General features: G+C 54.9%; 16 protein-coding genes and 1 tRNA gene. 3 read left to right on the top strand and 14 right to left on the bottom strand.

The genetic code is table 11. From position 1 onward, the window contains the following. Nucleotides 1-90 precede the first annotated feature (90 nt). Nucleotides 91-1929, top strand: coding sequence for an RNA polymerase sigma factor RpoD (gene rpoD / locus J3364_RS20105; protein ID WP_349559946.1), 1839 nt, complete (start codon nucleotides 91-93; stop codon nucleotides 1927-1929). Between the two features lie 97 nt (nucleotides 1930-2026). Beyond that, nucleotides 2027-2103, top strand: a tRNA-Ile gene (locus J3364_RS20100). 718 nt (nucleotides 2104-2821) lie between these two features. Here the strand turns inward: J3364_RS20100 and J3364_RS20095 are convergent. From J3364_RS20095 to J3364_RS20045, 11 genes are all read right to left on the bottom strand, one after another. Continuing rightward, complete coding sequence (locus tag J3364_RS20095; protein WP_349559945.1) at nucleotides 2822-3157, bottom strand: EthD family reductase; 336 nt, start codon at nucleotides 3155-3157, stop codon at nucleotides 2822-2824. Between the two features lie 124 nt (nucleotides 3158-3281). Further along, a complete protein-coding gene (locus J3364_RS20090) occupies nucleotides 3282-3755 on the bottom strand; it encodes a RidA family protein (RefSeq protein ID WP_349559944.1) in 474 nt (157 codons plus the stop codon). 9 nt (nucleotides 3756-3764) lie between these two features. Continuing rightward, the gene (locus J3364_RS20085) at nucleotides 3765-4616 is read right to left on the bottom strand and encodes a PhzF family phenazine biosynthesis protein (protein WP_349559943.1); all 852 of its coding nucleotides are present in this window, start codon (nucleotides 4614-4616) and stop codon (nucleotides 3765-3767) included. A 12-nt stretch (nucleotides 4617-4628) separates the two neighbouring features. Next, complete coding sequence (locus tag J3364_RS20080; protein WP_349559942.1) at nucleotides 4629-5531, bottom strand: ketopantoate reductase family protein; 903 nt, start codon at nucleotides 5529-5531, stop codon at nucleotides 4629-4631. Between the two features lie 73 nt (nucleotides 5532-5604). Continuing rightward, entirely contained in the window at nucleotides 5605-7071 is a 1467-nt protein-coding gene (locus J3364_RS20075) for an aldehyde dehydrogenase family protein (RefSeq protein WP_349559941.1), read from the bottom strand. Nucleotides 7072-7139: 68 nt separating this feature from the next. Further along, a complete protein-coding gene (locus J3364_RS20070; RefSeq protein WP_349559940.1) occupies nucleotides 7140-8297 on the bottom strand; it encodes a CaiB/BaiF CoA transferase family protein in 1158 nt (385 codons plus the stop codon). Next, the gene (locus J3364_RS20065; RefSeq protein WP_349559939.1) at nucleotides 8297-9097 is read right to left on the bottom strand and encodes an enoyl-CoA hydratase/isomerase family protein; all 801 of its coding nucleotides are present in this window, start codon (nucleotides 9095-9097) and stop codon (nucleotides 8297-8299) included. The genes J3364_RS20070 and J3364_RS20065 overlap by 1 nt, the downstream gene beginning before the upstream one ends. A gap of 204 nt (nucleotides 9098-9301) precedes the next feature. After that, nucleotides 9302-10174 (bottom strand): NAD(P)-dependent oxidoreductase, encoded by an 873-nt coding sequence (locus tag J3364_RS20060; RefSeq protein WP_349559938.1) that lies wholly within the window; start codon nucleotides 10172-10174, stop codon nucleotides 9302-9304. 122 nt (nucleotides 10175-10296) lie between these two features. Beyond that, the gene (locus tag J3364_RS20055; RefSeq protein ID WP_349559937.1) at nucleotides 10297-11580 is read right to left on the bottom strand and encodes a TRAP transporter large permease; all 1284 of its coding nucleotides are present in this window, start codon (nucleotides 11578-11580) and stop codon (nucleotides 10297-10299) included. Continuing rightward, complete coding sequence (locus tag J3364_RS20050) at nucleotides 11577-12092, bottom strand: TRAP transporter small permease (protein ID WP_349559936.1); 516 nt, start codon at nucleotides 12090-12092, stop codon at nucleotides 11577-11579. Before J3364_RS20050 ends, J3364_RS20055 begins: the two co-directional genes overlap by 4 nt. Before the next feature lie 89 nt (nucleotides 12093-12181). After that, nucleotides 12182-13153 carry a TRAP transporter substrate-binding protein gene (locus J3364_RS20045; protein WP_349559935.1) on the bottom strand — a complete coding sequence of 324 codons (972 nt, stop codon included), beginning with the start codon at nucleotides 13151-13153 and terminating at the stop codon, nucleotides 12182-12184. Nucleotides 13154-13677: 524 nt separating this feature from the next. Here J3364_RS20045 and J3364_RS20040 point away from each other — a divergent pair. Beyond that, the gene (locus J3364_RS20040; RefSeq protein WP_349559934.1) at nucleotides 13678-14604 is read left to right on the top strand and encodes a LysR family transcriptional regulator; all 927 of its coding nucleotides are present in this window, start codon (nucleotides 13678-13680) and stop codon (nucleotides 14602-14604) included. A gap of 100 nt (nucleotides 14605-14704) precedes the next feature. Here J3364_RS20040 and J3364_RS20035 read toward each other — a convergent pair whose 3' ends face one another. From J3364_RS20035 to J3364_RS20025, 3 genes are all read right to left on the bottom strand, one after another. Further along, the gene (locus tag J3364_RS20035; protein WP_349559933.1) at nucleotides 14705-15052 is read right to left on the bottom strand and encodes a RidA family protein; all 348 of its coding nucleotides are present in this window, start codon (nucleotides 15050-15052) and stop codon (nucleotides 14705-14707) included. A gap of 105 nt (nucleotides 15053-15157) precedes the next feature. Beyond that, complete coding sequence (locus J3364_RS20030) at nucleotides 15158-15991, bottom strand: HpcH/HpaI aldolase/citrate lyase family protein (protein ID WP_349559932.1); 834 nt, start codon at nucleotides 15989-15991, stop codon at nucleotides 15158-15160. Between the two features lie 12 nt (nucleotides 15992-16003). Then, complete coding sequence (locus tag J3364_RS20025) at nucleotides 16004-17206, bottom strand: CaiB/BaiF CoA transferase family protein (protein WP_349559930.1); 1203 nt, start codon at nucleotides 17204-17206, stop codon at nucleotides 16004-16006. Nucleotides 17207-17486 lie beyond the last annotated feature (280 nt).

Genomic DNA, 17486 nt, shown 5'->3' with positions numbered 1-17486 from the left:
CAACTTAAGCTTTGTGGCAGAGAATTTGAGCGACAGCTATAATGGCTGTTTATCTTTTCATCTTTTTACCAGCGAGTCCATAGGGTGTCTATGTCAGGCAGCAATTCGCAGAAGTCCCGTTTGAAAGATCTCATTGCCCGCGGCAAAGAGCAAGGTTACCTGACCTACGCCGAAGTCAATGACCACTTGCCTGAGGATATAGCGGATCCGGATCAGGTGGAAGACATCATCCGGATGATTAACGACATGGGCATCCAGGTATCCGAGGAAGCCCCGGATGCCGATACGCTGCTCATGACCGATGGCGACACCGCAGCAGATGAAGCAGCAGCGGCTGAAGCGGCCGCGGCGCTGGCTGCCGTGGAAACCGACGCTGGCCGCACGACCGACCCGGTCCGCATGTACATGCGCGAAATGGGCACCGTCGAGCTGCTGACCCGCGAGGGTGAGATCGTGATTGCCAAGCGCATCGAGGAAGGTATCCGCGATGTGATGGCTGCGATTGCGCACTTCCCTGGTACGGCTGCCACCGTTATTCAGGCTTACGACCGTATTATCGAGAACGAAGGCCGGCTGAGCGACATCGTCACCGGCTTCCTCGACCCGGATGACGCTGAGCCCTTCATGGGCGAGGACAACAGCAGCACCAATGACGAGTCCGCGTCCTCCAGCGATGACGACGATGATTCCGAGGAAGAAACCGACAACGGTCCGGATCCGGAAGAAACCCGCCTGCGCTTCGAACTGCTGCGCGAAAAGCTGGGCGTTGCCGAGAAAGCGCTTGAGAAGCACGGTCGGGATTCCGAGAAAGCCCAGGACGCCCTGAACGAGCTGGGACAGGTCTTCGCACCGTTCAAGCTGGCCAACAAGGCCTTTGAAGAACTGGTGAACGTCATTCGCTCCACCAACGAGGCGGTTCGCGAAAACGAGCGCGCCATCATGGCCATCTGCGTGCGCGAAAGCCGCATGCCGCGCAAGGACTTCATCAAGTCCTTCCCGGGCAACGAGACCAATCTGGCCTGGGCCGAAGAGGCCGCCAAAGCCAAGGGCGCCCACGCTGAGCGGATTGCCGAGCGTCTGGACGAAATCGTACGGATGCAGAAACGCATTGCGAACGTACAGAATGACGTCAACCTGACGGTTCCTGAAATCAAGGAAATCAACCGTCGCGTGTCCATTGGTGAAGCCAAGGCCCGTCGCGCCAAGAAAGAGATGGTTGAGGCTAACCTGCGTCTGGTGATCTCTATCGCCAAGAAGTACACCAACCGCGGCCTGCAGTTCCTCGACCTGATCCAGGAAGGCAACATCGGCCTGATGAAGGCGGTGGACAAGTTCGAATACCGTCGTGGTTACAAGTTCTCGACCTACGCCACCTGGTGGATTCGCCAGGCGATCACCCGCTCCATTGCGGACCAGGCCCGGACCATCCGGATCCCGGTTCACATGATCGAAACGATCAACAAGCTCAACCGGATTTCCCGCCAGATGCTGCAGGAAATGGGTCGCGAACCGACGCCGGAAGAGCTGGGTGAGCGCATGGAAATGCCGGAAGACAAGATCCGCAAGGTCCTGAAGATCGCCAAAGAGCCGATCTCCATGGAAACCCCGATCGGTGACGATGAAGACTCCCATCTGGGCGATTTCATCGAGGACATCCAGGCGCTGTCGCCAGTGGATTCCGCCACGGCCGAAGGCCTGCGCGAAGCCACCCGCTCCGTCCTGGCCGGCTTGACCGCACGGGAATCCAAGGTGCTGCGGATGCGTTTCGGTATCGAGATGAACACCGACCACACGCTGGAAGAAGTCGGCAAGCAGTTCGACGTCACCCGCGAGCGGATCCGTCAGATCGAAGCCAAGGCCCTGCGCAAGCTGCGTCATCCTTCGCGCTCCGATCATCTGCGCGGCTTCATCGACGACCACAACTCCTGATCGAGCTTTTGCCGGGCCGCCCTCGCGGCCCGCGCAACAAGCTCTGGCGGGCGCCCTGTACGATGAGTATAATGGCGCCCGTTTTTAGTTTCCCTCCGGGCCTTTAGCTCAGTTGGTTAGAGCAGTCGACTCATAATCGATTGGTCGCTGGTTCAAGTCCAGCAAGGCCCACCAATTTCAATAAGTTAGCTCGGTGTCACAAGAGTGCCACAAAGCCTAAAACCGGGTGTCACAGCCCATTAGTGTCACGAAGGTGTCACAGGGGATTGTGACACCCGCCCCAGGCCGGCAACCCGCGCCACGCCTCAGATCCGTCTCAAATACCCTAATTTCGGTATTGCCCTGCCCTTCAACTTTTCGCACACCGTGCGAAGCCTGTGCGTAGGCATCCAGCTGCACACACAAAGAAACCATACAAAAACAGAGCGAGAACGCCGCAGGGGTGGCGTGGAGGAGTGTTTGTCCTGACGATCTACTTTTCGGGTGCGGGTGCCATCTCACCGTATCGTGACCTGCGGCGATCGGCATATGTCCTCGATAGAACTTGGACAGGGGAGAGGGTTTTGTATAGCAAGTAGTTCTGGCCTTAAATCCTCATCATCAGATAGGCGGCCACCGACATCACTTCGTTAAAAAGCCTTCACAGCAGAATCTCTTTTTCTGCCCTTCCTTTCATCTTCAAAGTGATGCGTTTCACAGAAGCCCCGATAAGACGGGGCCTATTGCATCTATTCCGCATGCTGTTGAGCTTTTTCATAAATTCCCACGAGAATCGGAAGCCAACATAGTATGGGCCTGGATTCGGCGCCACTTTTAGTCCCGCTTGAGTAACTTGCGATAGAGGGCAGCCCTCTTACCCCCTGCTCAGCCCGCGGTTTTTGTTTGTATTTCTTTATTCCCCAGACCAGATCTGATGATACTCACGACTGAGAATCGGATAAATTGATTCTGTAAAATTTGGGAGATCCGCCAGCAACGCCACACCCTCGGGACTGGCAAAAGCGGCCTTCAGGTCCTCCTCGGATCTGAACCAGAGCTCAGAAAAACCGTCGTAGCCAAACTCAGGAAATTCTTCTCGACTGACGAGATTCACTGAGTAGCGCAGCATCCCTGGAAGCTTTTTGCACAGCTCGGCATGGGTCGTCATCCAATGGGCTTCAAAATCTTCTTGCGACATACCAGACTTTTTAATAACCAGACCAAGGCGTTTTACACAATTGTGAGTCATATTTTTAGTATCCTGGTTGAATGAATTCAGCTAACAGGCAGGGTATTAGAACCGTGATTCGTTTTTCGTCGCATTCAGGGAGTCTCCGATAAACACCAGAGTCCACACCCCAAGCGACGAACACTCATTCACTGTCTTGCGGTTTGATTTCGAGGACAGCTTCGATCTCGACAACCACGCCGAACGGAAGGGAGCCCATTCCCACAGCGGAGCGGGCGTGGTAACCAGCTTCGCCGAGCACATCGATCAGAAGATCAGAGCAGCCGTTGATCACGGAAGCATGATCCAGAAAATCGGGTTCCGCGTTGACCATCCCCGTCACTTTTGCCACGGCGGCTACCCGGGAAAGATCGCCCACCGCGGCCTTGACGACAGACAGCAGTTGCAATCCGATGTTTCTGGCAGCCGCATAGCCCTCATCTGCCGTTGCATCGCTACCCAGGCGTCCGAGAATGAACGAGCCGTCCGCGTTCCTCGGCATTTGCCCGGAAAGGTAAAGGGTATTTCCAACGAGTCGCGCCGGACGATAGTGAGCCAGTGGCTCAGGTGCCGGGGGCAAGACAAGACCAAGCGAAGTCAGTTTCTCTTCTGGCGTCATCGTCACTCCTTAATCCTCCAGAGTTTGAGGTTCGCGCATCATTCTCACCGCGCCTGAAACCCGTATACTGGCGCCGCGCTCCGGCGTGATTTCGACTTCCAGGCGGGAAGGAACGGCCATGTCCTCCCCCTGATGAACGATGACAGACCCGCCATGGGGCCAACCAAGGTCACGTAAGTATCCACCCAGGGCGGCCGCGGCGGCCCCAGTGGCTGGGTCTTCATAGACGCCACCGACCGGAAAGGGATTACGGGCGTGGAATACTTGAGCAGATTCCGCGTAGACCAAGTTGAAGGTTACTATCCCTATACGCGACGCCAGCGCCTGCCCCCTTTCCAGCTCGTAACGCATTCCCCGGAGAGTCTCGCGGTCCTTCAGTGCCAGTATCAAATGGTCGCCACCGGCGTGCGCCATCGCAGGCGGTATCCGGGTATCGAGATCAGTCTGGGTCAGGCCAAAAAGCGCTAACGCTTCATCGATCACGGCCTCGTCAACCGGACCACTACGCGTTCGTGGGGACTGGAGGGAAGCACCCCACGCTTCCCCAGACCGATAACCTTCAACGGTAATGTCTGCCTGGTTAAGCTTGAGCGGGAAGAGGCCTGGCCCTTTGTATTTTGCCAGGGCAGCCCCCAGCGCGACCGTGGCATGACCACAAAAATCGACCTCCACTTCTGGTGCGAAATAACGCACCCGCCACCGCCCCTCTACCGGTTCGGCAAATACCGTTTCGGAGTACCCGACCTTGGCTGCTATCGCGAGCATCTGATCGGCACCAGGCATTTCTTCACAAATAACAACCCCTGCCGGATTACCACCCTTCGATCCATTTGAAAACGCTGCGATATGCTGTACTTCCATAGCTCTACTGTCCTACTGAGAATTAACCACACGGCTGCGTTCTGCACTTTTTACAAGCAGCGTTAAGGTGCGATTGATGGGAACGTCGATGCCATGCCCGGCGGCTCTCTCTACTATTTCGCCGTTGAGAAAGTCGATTTCAGTTGGCCTTCCGTTCATGAGGTCTTGCGCCGTTGATGAATATTGTCCAGCCATAGACAACGGAATGGTTCGAATGGTTTCGAACACACTGCCCGGGACATGGATGCCTTCCGCCCGGGCAACCGCAATAGCTTCGCGGGCGATTTCTTCCATGAGAGATGGGATACCATCCTGGGCCGCCATCTTTCCGTAAGGTAAACCCGTAATGGCTGAAAGCGGATTGATGGCGCAGTTAACCACCAGCTTCGCCCAGAGCGATCCCATCACGTCATCAGAGAGGTCTGTTTGCACGCCGGCAGCGCCAAGGATAGCGGCTATCTCTCCAGCTTCCCTGCCTGACAGCTCAAGATCGCCGCGTCCCTCGTGACGCACAACGCCGGGCGCGGTCATGCGACTTGCCACATAGACCACCACAGGCATGACTGGCCGTCCCAGAATGCCCGTCAGTGTTGAAGAGTTGGACACACCGTTTTGCAAACTCAACACAGGGCATTCCGAATCAAGGTAAGGCGCTATTTGTCGCCCGGCCTTTTCGGTATCGCCGGATTTCACACAGATCAGTACCATCTCGGCGCCTGCAATCACGGCAGGATCACAGCTGGCCTCTACCGGAGCCACCAACTGCTTTCCCTCTTTCTCCAGGGCCAAACCGCCCTGCGACACGGCGTCGACAAATCGCTCCCGCCCGACGAGCACGACGTGATGGCCTGCAAGTGCGAGCATCGCCCCGTAGTAGCAGCCAACTGCACCGGCTCCCATAACCGCAATTTTCATAGGGAATCTCCTTTGCCCCTTGCTACGGACACGCTGCGGTGACACCGATCAAAGACAAGGGCCCTGCAGACCATTAGCCGTAATAATCCACGACCGTCTTGATTCGCGAGAATTCGTGCAGTGCAACAAACCCTTTCTCACGCCCGTGACCGGATTTGCGCACACCCCCGAAGGGTAATTCAACGCCGCCTGCCGCGCCGTAGTTGTTGATAAACACCTGCCCACAGTGCAATGCCTTGGAAACCCGCTTTTGCCGCGCTCCGTCGCGGGTCCAGACGGCGGCGACCAACCCGTAATCAGTGCCGTTAGCTATCGCGATCGCCTCTTTCTCGTCATCAAAGGGAATCACGCAAAGCACGGGCCCAAACACCTCTTCCTGAGCGATTTCGGATTCCGGATCGCACGGACCGAAAAGTACAGGTGCAACATAAAATCCGCCTTCTGGCGAATTTTCACCAATCTTCCCACGAGCAATGACGGGCTCACTGGAACGAGCGATATATTGCTCGACACGATGTTTCTGTTTCTCGGAGATCACCGGGCCGATGATGGCGGCCTCATCAGAAGGGCCAACCTCGATCGCTTCAAAGCGCGACTTCAACTCCGAGACAACCTGCTCGTATATGGAGCGCTGAATCAAAACACGACTTCCAGCGGAGCATGTCTGACCCGCGTTCTGAATAAGCGCGTTGACCAGGACGGGAATCGCAGCGGATAGGTCGGCGTCTTCGAATACAATTTGCGGAGATTTCCCGCCAAGCTCCAGAGTGCAGCCCACAAAGTTTTTGGCGGCCGCGATCTGGATCATTGTCCCGACTTCGGGCGAACCGGTGAAAGAGATGAAGTCAACGCTCCGGTTTTCCGACAAAGCCTTGCCAACCACATCCCCTCGCCCGGTCACGACATTGAAAACGCCGGCGGGAAAACCGACTTCGAGTGCAAGCTCTGCAATCCGCAATCCGCTCAAGCTGGCGTCTTCCGACGGTTTGAGTACCACGGTATTGCCCATGGCCAAAGCCGGCGCGACCGAACGCCCAATTTGCTGGGCAGGATAGTTCCACGGAAGAATAACGCCAACGACACCGTGAGGCTCTCTATGCATGCCCACATCGTAGCCATCCATAAACGGAATGACCTCGCCATGGAATTTGTCAGCCGCCCCGCCATAAAACTCAAAATATCGGGCGGCGATCAACATATCTGAGCGAGACTGCTTAATCGGCTTCCCGTTATCCTTGGTCTCAAGCTGTGCCAGTGATTCCGCTTCCTCGAGAATTCGCTCGGAAAGTTTCATCATCAATCGTCCACGTTCTGCCGCAGTGAGCTTTGCCCAGGGACCATCATCAAAAGCCTGGCGCGCGACCGACACGGCCCAATCAGCATCCGAAGCCTCACTGTCCGCAATTTCTGCGAAGGTTTTTCCGTCGATGGGCGATACAACCGGCAGGACTCGGCCCGCTCCCGAAGGCACCTTTTCGCCATTTATGAGATTATGGGGCTCTGGAATGATCAGTGTTTCCTGCATTTCAGTCACTTTCATGCTGCAATCCTCTTGTGTTCTTTCAAACCGCCCTGGGCAACAGCGTCAGACGGTACGGCTCGTTTTCTCTATCGCGTCGCAGACCGAATGTCTCTGTTCAGTATTTCGGCGTTATCGGCACCCAGTGCGCTACCGGCACGTTGACGGGGCCTCTGGCCATTGAAGCGCAAAGGGCTCGATAAAAGGCGCAAGTCGGGACGTGAGGGGTGCGGCACGTTGGAGATCATTTCAACCTCCTTAACGAACGGACTTTCCAATGCCTCTTTTACCGAGAATATGGGCGCAATCGGCAAAATTCCCTCAAACAACTCCAGCCAATGTTTTGTCGGAAAGCGTGCGAATTCTTCGTCGAGAATGACGGTCAACTCATCGCGATTACGGGAACGTGTATTCTGGTCACTAAAGCGGGGATCCTTTGCCAGGTCCTGACGCTCCAGTTTTTCCAGCATTACCTGCCAGAAATGCTCTGTCATACACATCACGTAAATCCAGCCATCGGCTGACGTAAAAGTTTGAACTGGTGACACTGACATGTGCGAGCCGCGGGGCACGCGGTTCGATTCGGCCCCCTCATTCAGGTACCAGGTGCCAACATAGCCCAGTTGATGCAGGGCAACGTCGAACAGACTGACATCAACGTCGCCGCCTTCGCCCGACGCTCTGGCCTTTAAGAGGCTGGCCAGCAGACCCATGACACCGAATGTGCCTGTCATGAAGTCGATAATCGAAACGCCGAACCGGGTTGGGTCGGCACTCGGATCGCCCGTGAGATGCATCAGGCCCGCTTCCGCCTGCATCAGATAGTCATACCCCGGCCAGGAAGCCCGGGAGTTGTTGCGGCCATAGGCGGATATATGGAGGCAAACCAGCCCTTTGTTGAGGTGCTTGAGACTGGGATAATCCAAGCCCAGCTTGCTTGGCTGATCGCCCCGAAGATTGTTCATTACGGCGTCGGACGAGCGCACCACACTGTCAAAGGCAAGCCGATCCTCCGGGTTTTTGAGATCCAGGGAGAGACTTTGCTTGCAGGTATTCCAGCCCTGGAAAACCAGACTGTCGTTGTCACCGATGAAATAAGGTCCCAGGCGCCGCGCTGGATCGCCATCAGTCCTGACATTCTCGACTTTGATCACAGTCGCGCCGAGATCCGCCAGGAGCATTGAGCCATATGGCCCGGCCGCAAAGTGCTCGATGGTGACGATTTTCAATCCTTCTAGCGGTTTCATCATTCCTCCGAGGGGCTTAAAGTCCGGCCGAATTGAGGTTCTTCCTTGGCAAAAAAGGCCCGGACACCTTCTCTGCACTCAGCGGACGAAAATGCTTTGTCGCTCGCTTCGAGCGATCGGGAAATCAACTCGGGCAAAGACAAGTGAGTGGCATCATCAATCAACGCTTTGCACAGACTGAAGGCGGTAGGCGGGCGCTTTGCCATTTCCGCGGCAAGCTTTGTTGCAACCTCAAAAACCTCGCCGTTGCGGGCAATACGATCGATCAGCCCCCACTGCAGAGCCGTCGGTGCACTCACCGGGTCTGTGAGGAAAATAAGTTGCTTCGTCCGCCCTTCGCCAATCCTGCGAACGGTCCGAAAAGGGCCACCACTGCTGGGAAACACTCCCAGGCGCATTTCCGGCAGCGCGAAACGACTGTCCTCTTCGGCGACAATCAGGTCGCAACACATTGCGATTTCCAGCCCCCCGCCGAATGCGAGCCCATGAATCGCCGCTACGACAGGCTTGGGAAAAGAATCCAGCTTCTGAAAAACCGCGTTCTGCCGCCTTAACTTCAAGTCGACAACCCGCCCAGGCTGGTAATAATCTTTAAACTCGGCGATATCGGAACCCGCGCAAAAGGCTTTGCCGGCGCCTTTTAAAACCACTCCGCGGACCGAGTCGTTGTCACGCAGCGACTCAAGAATCGCGTCCAGCTGCCCCGTCATCTCAACCTTGAACACATTGAGCGGCGGATTCGTTAATGTGACGGTCGCGATGTTTCCGCTCACCTCACACGCCACGTAGATATCGGTCATGACTCCCCCTATTCCAGGTCGGGCATCCCAAAAGCAGAGATTCGAGAAGGGAAACCAGCTCTCTCGATGATTACGATAAGCCGACCCAATATTTCAGACAAACTTAATATTCTTATAAATTAATTAGACTACCTGACAAATAAAGTCGTGATACCGCCCTACACAAGGATGCCTCGATTTATCAGATACCTTTCCCAGGCGACCTCAATCTTGCTGAAGCAGTTTTACCTGCTCCGGCATGAAAGCATTGCCTTCACCGCGCTCCACAAGACCGCCCAAAGTATCCTGCACGGCTTGCGCCATGATGTGCGCACTCCCCAGTTCCTTCGCCATCTGACTGTAATAGCCTGCGTCCTTGTAGGCGTTCTGAATGGTGAATCGCAACATCTCCGAATTTCCCTCCAGGATATAAGGAGCCACCCGCTCCAGTGCGGCCCCTCCGGCGCCACCTTTGCGGAGACAGTCCACCATGGCGGTAACGTCCATACCGTCCTTTATTGCACAGGCTGCAACCTCAGCAATCAGGGTCACCGTCCCCAGGGAGACGATATTGTGAACAAGCTTCAGCTGGTGGCCACATCCAACCCCCCCAGCGATAAAAATATTCTCGGCGAAGCTTTCCAAGAGAGGGCGCAACTGATCGATGGTTTCAGTTGCGCCTCCAACCAGAAGATTGAGCCTGCCTTCTTCAGCTTCCTTGGGCGTCCGAGTCATCGCGGCATCGATAAACTCACAGCCCTTCTCTCGGACTTTCTCGGCAAGTCTACGGGTGGAACTTGGAATGGCTGTCGAGCAATCAACAATGATCGTTCCCGGTTGAAGTGCATTGAGTGCAGCGCCAGCCCCAACAAGTACATCCTCTACCTGAGGCGTCCCAGTGACGCACAACACAAGGACATCACACATAGCCGCCATTTCCGCCGCATGCCTGGACGGCTTGGCGCCTAATTCAATCAAATCGCTGGTGGGTTGATTACCTTCCTGATCGAGGAAGTGGAGATCCCAGCCTTTGCCGACAATATTTTTGGCGATTCCATGCCCCATCAGGCCAACACCGATGATTCCAACTGTCTTCATATCAATTACCTCTGGATTGTCTGCCGGGTGGCAACAGCGCTATTGCAATAGCCAAAACCGTTACAATTAATAACTAATCGACCGATCAAAAGATCTCAAAAACCGCCCCCGAACACATCAAGTTAGCGACTTCCCATCAACCAATCGACGGGGGCCAGCGTGATGGCAGGAACATAAGTGATCACCATCAGGCTGGCGAAGATGGCCACTACAAACCACAAGAGCTGAGGTATGATTTTGTCTATTGACGTGTTAGCCACGGCACACGCGGCAAAGAGATTGACTCCCAGCGGCGGCGTCACCATCCCGAGCGCCAGGTTAACCACCACAATCAGCCCGAAATGGACGGGACTAACCCCGAATGAAACGGCGATAGGCGTCAGGATGGGGGCGAGGACAAGGATCGCCGCAGAGGTCTCAACAAACATCCCGACAATTAACAGCAAGATGTTTATTGCCAAGAGGAAAGTCACTTCTGAGTCGAACGCCCCGTAGAAAAGTCCCGCGATATCCGAAGTAAGACCCGATCTGGCTATCAGGAATGAAAACAGCGAGGCTGCAGAGATGATCAGCATGATTGAGGTCGTGGATATGGCGGTTGTGCGAAAAATGACCGGAAGATCGGCCAGGCTCAGGTCACCATAGATGAATCGGCCAACAATTAGAGCAGCAGCCACTGCAACCGCAGATGCTTCTGTTGGCGTGAAAATGCCGGTGTAAATCCCCCCAAGGATAATGACAGGCACGGCAAGAGCAGGAATTGCAGACCACAAGGCGCGTCCGAACGGGATGCGGTCGAGCCCGTCATCGAGCCCAACACGCCGTACGCGACAGACGATATAGACGGTCAGCAGTAACGTCAGTGTTATCAACAAACCGGGCCCAAACCCACCGAGAAAGAGCTGCCCGACTGACGTTTCCGTCGCGACACCATAGAGAATAAGCGGAATAGACGGCGGTATAAGTACGCCAAGTTCTGCCGATGTCGCCTGGATCGATGTCGCCATGGACGTCGGATACCCGTTTTTAACCATCGCCGGGATCAGGATGGCGCCTATAGCAAATGTTGTTGCTACAGAAGAGCCTGAGACGGCCGCGAACATTAAGCATGTGATAACACAAGCTGCCCCCAAACCACCACGCAATCCGCCAACCAGCGACTTCGCCAAATCAACCAGCCGCACCGATATGCCGCCCCGGGACATAATGTTGCCTGCAAGTATAAAAAGCGGAACCGCCATCAAGGGAAAACTGTCGAGTCCGGCAAACATTCTCTGGGGAACAATTAATAATGGCAGGTGACCAAACACCAGAATCCCGACAATCGATGCCACACCAATGGCGACAGCGACAGGCACGCTGGAGAACAACAGCACGATCATTGAAGTAACGAGCGCAGCATTCATCGGTCAAACCCTTCACCAGGATTAGCCAGCTCAAAGGTTGTATTTACATCCGCCGAGCGAACAAACTCGGCGACCAATGAAATAACAGCGAAGAATGAGCCCACGGGGATCGCAGCGTAAGCCCACGCAATCGAGATATTGAGCGATGAAAGGATTTGCGATGAAACCCGGTCGGTTAATATCGCTCCATACCAGCCCAGCACCACAAAGAACGCCAAACTGACGATCCGTGCGACAGTGGTAAGTAAACGAGAACAACGGGGCGGCAAAGCAGCCTGCACCACATCGACGGCGATCATGCTTCCATTTCGGATCGTGGGCGACACACCTAGGAAAACGGTCCAAATGATCGCCGTTCGGGCCGCACCTTCGGACCAGGAAGAAGGCGCACCAAAAATAAATCGGGTGACGACTTGATAAATAGTAAGGCCGGTCGCTAGTGCGAGAAAGAACACGGCTCCTCTCACCGCAACTTTTGAGGTCAGTGCCTCTGCAGACAGTATTAGGTTCATGGATCAAGCTCCCATCGAACGGTAGGTGTGCGCCGAAGGACGCATGGCGCCTCCTCTCGCGCCATGCGACTTATCTCGCCGTACGCCGCTTATTTGACAGCCCGGATCTTATCGATCAGGTCGGACCCGAAGGAGTCGGTATAAAGCTTGTAGGAAGCCGCTTCGGCAGCCTTGGCAAAGGCAGCCCGATCGATGTCGGTTGTCACCTTCATTCCATGCTGTCTCAACACCTCAACACCGGACGATTCCAGTCGCGTCACTTCCGCTCGCGTCGCCGCCACCGCGACATCCGCGGCTTGCTTGAACCAACCTTTTTCCTCATCGGAAAGTCCATCGTAAATGGCTGGGGATGCGAGAATAATCGCGGGTGAATAGACATGCCGGGTCGCAGAATAGTACTTCTGGACTTCCCACATGCGTGACGACGTGATAACGGTCAGCGGATTTTCCTGCCCATCAACCACCCCTTGTTGCAGGGCAGGAATAAGTTCGTTGAACGCCATGGGCGTTGGCGATGCTCCCATTCCTTTGAAAGCCGCCATTTGTAAGCGGTTTTCCATGGTCCGGATTTTCAGACCGACAAGATCCGCAGGCTTGGAGACCTCATGCTTTGAATTGGTCAGGTTTCGAAAACCGTTCTCGGACCATGCCAGGGGCCTGAGGTTGTGCTGACTAACAGTTTGGAGCAGTTCATCGCCAATCTCGCCGTCAAGCACGGCTCTGGCATGGTCGTAACCCCGAAAAAGAAACGGTAGATCAAAAACAGAGATTTCGGGCACGAAATTCGCCAAAGGAGCGGATGCAACGATCGCAAGATCGACAGACCCGATCTGAGCGCCTTCAATCAAGTCGCGCTCGCCACCAAGCTGGCCTGCAGGCGCTTGCTCAACGTTGTATTTTCCACCTGATAGCGCGTGAAGCTTGTCGGCAAAAGCCTTTACGCCCAGGCCGTAGTGTGACGTTGACGACAGGGCGTGGGCCATCACCAGATCTTGAGCGGATGCGACGGTGGCCCAAAGTCCCAGAAAAACAGACAGTATTACCTTGGGAAATAGCTTCATGATTCCTCCGATACTTATCATTGTTAGGTTATGAGGCGGCAACAGCATCGCCAGGCAAGTTATCCCAAAGCAATCATTAGCGCTCTGGCCCCACTGAAATTGCGCTGACGGCAAGGGGAGGGAGGAACGACCCGCTAGTTATCTTTCTGAGCCAAGGACTTCCCACCCACACATTGAATGTAAGTCCCGACGATATTTCACGCAATCTGATTATTCTGAATATTTAATCAGATTTCCTTAGCTATGATAGCTCGGTATTTATGCGCTCTCTCCCGCTTTCCAGCCCGTCTGCAATCCGCGCACCGGACGGCTACTAACACGAGAAATATTTTCCTGAACAAAACGTTATCTATTTAGCTGAGAACGACCCGTGCATCCCCTGATGCGCACCGCTGCAACAGACCGGTTGGCCGTTGACCGAAGCCAGCTCCTGACGTAGTTTGTTCAGAAGCTCTGATCGGTTTTCTTTATTTTTCAGTTTTTATGAAGCTTGTTCAGCATTGCTGATCTGCATAGGAAAAGTTATGTCCGTCAATCTCAAGCTCATGCACACCTTCTCCCGCGTCGCCCAACTGCGCAGCTTTAGTCGCGCCGCTGAAGAGCTGGGGCGTACGCCTTCGGCAATCAGCATGCAAATAGCGGAACTTGAGGGACAAATCGGGCTAAAACTTCTTGAACGCACGACCCGGAATGTCACACCGACGCCGGACGGAGCCAATCTTCTGGAACGCGTTCAGGATTCCATCCGTCGTATGGAAGAAGGTATTGTGGAAACGCGGGACGCAGCCGAGCGGAGACGCGGACGGGTGGTTTTCGGCTGCGCACCGACCGTTGCCGCCAGCACGCTCGCATCGGTACTAACGGAATTCCGATCCAGCTTTCCCAAGGTCTCGCTGCATATTCGTGAAGTAACCTCCAACGGCCTGCTGGCAGCGGTACGAAATCGCGAGATCGATTTCGGTATTACACCGTTTGTGCAGTCCCGGTCTGACTTAAAGTTCAAGCGCATGCTCCGTGAACCGCTGGTTGCACTGGCCTCAAACGATCACTTCCACGACTTACCAGACACCCTATCGCTGAATCAACTGACCCAACTACCACTGCTGGTCATGCAGGGTATGCCGGTGATCATTCAGAATAAGGGACAAGAAACGCCAATGCTGTTAACCGAATATCTCGAGAGTGGCGATAGACAACTCAATATCGCTTGCAGTGTCAGGCAAGCCGCAACGCTCGTTGACCTCGCAGCCTCTGGTCTCGGAATAGGTATTGTGCCAAGACTGGCCATACCGAAAGACATGTCCCGGAAAATACGCACGCTGCGGCTTGAAGACCCTCTAGTGGTTCGCGACATAGGAATCGCAACCCTCAAAACCGAGGTATTGAGTGAGCCCGCTCTCGCCCTGGCCAATATGTTTCAGGCTCGGCTGACCGGAAACCCGCCAGCTTGAGGCAATGGCAGGCCTGGGCCAGATTATTCCGATCAGGGGAATCTATGGCGTCAGAAAGGCCGTTTAGACCAGATTGCACAGAAACTCCGAAAGGCCGAGATCAGAACGTAAGCGGTTCAAAGGATGCGATCAAATCAATTTCCACCAGAGCCCCGTCAACCGCCAACTGCGAGACGACAGTCGAGCGCGTGGGACGATGGGCACCAAAGGCATCCGCAAAGGCCTGATCGAAGCGCTGGAAGTTGGCTTTGTCAGTAATCCACACACCTGCCTTTACGACATTGTTGGCACTCAGGCCATGCTGGGACAACACCGCGAACTGATGCTGAAGAATCAGCGCTGTTTGCTCTTCAATATCGCCGCTTATTTGACCCGTGTTGTCGAGCGCAAGCTGGCCCGCTAAAAACAACAGTGAACCAGAGCGGATAGCTGGCGCGAGATGTGGCATTTACAATGAACCTCGTCAGGAACTGAATGGATCAACACGATTGCAGGGCAATGTATACCCGCAGCGACGGAGACATTTAATTTATATCAGCTTTTGATGGCGTCCTCATGCGACATCGACTTCGTCCGCTTGACTCAATATCAAACGCGCTCGGTGGATGACCGGAGCATCCACCATCTTGCCATCAACCGTAAAGACGCCATCCCCGCCTTCAGCAGCCGCAAGCACCCGTCTAGCCCAGTCCAGCTCATCAGGCGCCGGGCTGAAACCTCGGTGAATCGACGGCAGTTGCCGAGGATGAATGCAAAGCATACCGGCAAAGCCCATCTCACAGGCTTGTCGGGCGATCCGCTCTACACCCACATCGTCCTCGATCGAAGGATAAACGGTTTCTATGGGTGCTTCGCATCCAGCCAGTGCCGAGTACAAAATCAGGTCACTGCGCACTCGATCCAATACGATCTTGGCCCCTGCAGTATCGGGCTTCATACCCAGGTCCTCGCCCATATCCAGACCTCCCAGGCAAAATCGCTCCACTCCTTTCACACCGGACATTCGCGGAAGCTGGTCAACGCCGAGCGCTGTTTCAACCAAGGGCCACACAGCTTTGCCGGTGCCGGCCACAACCTGCAAGGCTTCAACACTTTGTGCCTTTGCCAACATGATCGCGGCAACCCCCGCTTGCTGCCGGCACAGCTCCAGATCCTGTGCAAACTCCTTTGTATCGGCCGCGTTGACTCGAACAATCAGCTTAGCGCCCGAGTGGCTTTCCAGGTACTGCCGGAGCAATTCTCTCGCCTTCTCCTTTTCGGACAACGCCACAGCATCCTCCAGATCAACAACCACAACATCAGCACCGCAAGCAAGCGCCTTAGGAAAACGATCCGGTCGGGATGCCGGCACAAACAGGACAGATCTCGTTAGCTGGAAAGATGTCACCTCGCATACCCCTCAGATAATGGATGCTCGCCTCAAACGTTGAACGTCATTTTCGTTGAACCCAAATTCAACCAGTAGCTCATCCGTGTGTTGCCCCAACCCCGGCACCGGATCCATTCTCGGGCGGTAGGCATTGTTAACGCCGGGAGGTGTCAGGGCCGGCAGATCGCCACTGGGACTTCCGACGTGAGTCCAGCGCTGCCGAGACTCAAGCTGAGGATGCGACCATACAGCCCCCATATCATTGACATGCGCATTGGCTATCTTGGCCTCGTCAAGACGGCCGATGACCTCTTCGGCCGTCAGCGACTTGAAGGCCTCATGGATCAGATCGCGCAGGGCATCCCGGTTCTCTGAGCGTTTGTAGTTGGCGTTGAATCGCTCGTCTTCAGCGAGTTCCGGTTGTTGCAAGACGGCAGAACAAAAAGATTGCCACTCGCGCTCATTCTGAAGCCCAAGCATCACCGAACGGTTGTCACCGGCTAAGAATGGACCGTACGGATAGATTGTTGAATGGGATGCCCCCGCCCGCGGCGGTGGTTCCGCACCCTCGAATGCGTAGTACATGGGATAGCCCATCCATTCAACCAGACTTTCCAGCATGGAGACGTCGATTGAGCTACCAAGTCCGGTATGCTGGCGATGGATTAGAGCGGACAGGATGTTGGTATAGGCGTACATTCCAGCAGCGATATCAGCAATGGAGCATCCCGCCTTAACCATACCATTCGAGCCCGGCATGCCCGTGGTTGACAGGAAACCCGCCTCGCTTTGAATCAGAAGGTCATAGGCTTTCTTGTCTTGATAGGGCCCACTTTCGCCATAACCTGATATATTGCAGACAATCAGCCTGGGGTAGCGCTCGTGCAGTTGCTCGAAGGACAGCCCTAAACGCGCCGCCGCACCCGGAGCGAGATTTTGCACCAGGACATCGGCGCGTTCCAGCAACGCGTCCATCACCGGTTCTGCATCGTCCGATTTAAGGTTCAGCGTCAAGCTTTTCTTGGATCGGTTTGTCCAGACAAAGTGGGACGACATGCCTCGCACCCGTTGATCATAACCCCGTGCAAAGTCGCCCACACCAGGCCGTTCGACCTTGATCACGTCGGCTCCGAGATCAGCCAGCTGACGGGTACAAAAGGGGGCTGCAATAGCATGTTCAAGACTAATGACGCGAATCCCATCGAGCGGGCGCTTATGTGAATTGTTTTGCATTTAGCCACCTTCATTTCAGTGAATTATCGGCAGGTGCTGAGTAGCAAAAAAACCTACTGATACTGAAACCCACCAGGAATTTTTCCGCTTTTCATTGTTTTCCTTCTTGCCATACCATTCCCCGGCGTAGGCAAACGCCTCCATTCGAAGTCGACACTAAAACCACATCAACGGCCAGAAAAATCGAGCAACAACCATCGATCAACATACCGCCTCACCTCGAGCGCTAAAAACCAGCCATTATTTAATATACAAACACTCATTCGGGTAAAAAATACAG

This window comes from Marinobacter sp. NFXS9 (assembly GCF_040148665.1).
Classification (GTDB): Bacteria; Pseudomonadota; Gammaproteobacteria; order Pseudomonadales; family Oleiphilaceae; genus Marinobacter_A; species Marinobacter_A mangrovi.
Note: the sequence above shows the minus strand (reverse complement) of the source record. Positions and strands in the feature narration are given on the sequence as shown.